Annotated in this window: 1 protein-coding gene; it reads right to left on the minus strand. The window is 63.5% G+C overall.

The genetic code is table 11. The annotated features are described in order from the left end of the window. Positions 1-524: isocitrate/isopropylmalate family dehydrogenase (locus tag AC244_RS34835; RefSeq protein ID WP_234717138.1), on the minus strand; the 524-nt coding region annotated here is incomplete at both ends.

Genomic DNA, 524 nt, shown 5'->3' on the forward strand with positions numbered 1-524 from the left:
AGGTTGAAGGAGTAGCGCAGGCACATGGCAAACGAGGCGATCATGGCGATCGGGTTGGCGATGCCCTTGCCGGCAATGTCCGGCGCCGAGCCGTGCACCGGCTCATAGAGCGCCTTGCGCTTGCCGGTCACGGCATCCGGGGCGCCGAGCGACGCCGAGGGCAGCATGCCGAGCGAACCGGTCAGCATCGCCGCCACATCCGAGAGCATGTCGCCGAACAGGTTGTCGGTGACGATGACGTCGAACTGCTTGGGCTGGCGCACCAGCTGCATGCCGCCGGCATCCGCCAGCATGTGTTCGAGCTGGACGTCGGAATATTTCGCCTTGTGGGTTTCGGTGACCACCTGGTTCCACAACACGCCCGACTTCATGACGTTGCGCTTTTCCATCGAGCAGACGCGGTTGTTGCGGGTGCGGGCCAGTTCGAAGGCAACACCGGCGATGCGCTCGATCTCGTAGGTGTCGTAGACCTGGGTGTCGATGCCGCGCTTCTGGCCGTTGCCGAGATCGATGATTTCCTTCGG

The organism is Ensifer adhaerens (assembly GCF_001270265.1).
GTDB lineage: Bacteria > Pseudomonadota > Alphaproteobacteria > Rhizobiales > Rhizobiaceae > Ensifer > Ensifer adhaerens_B.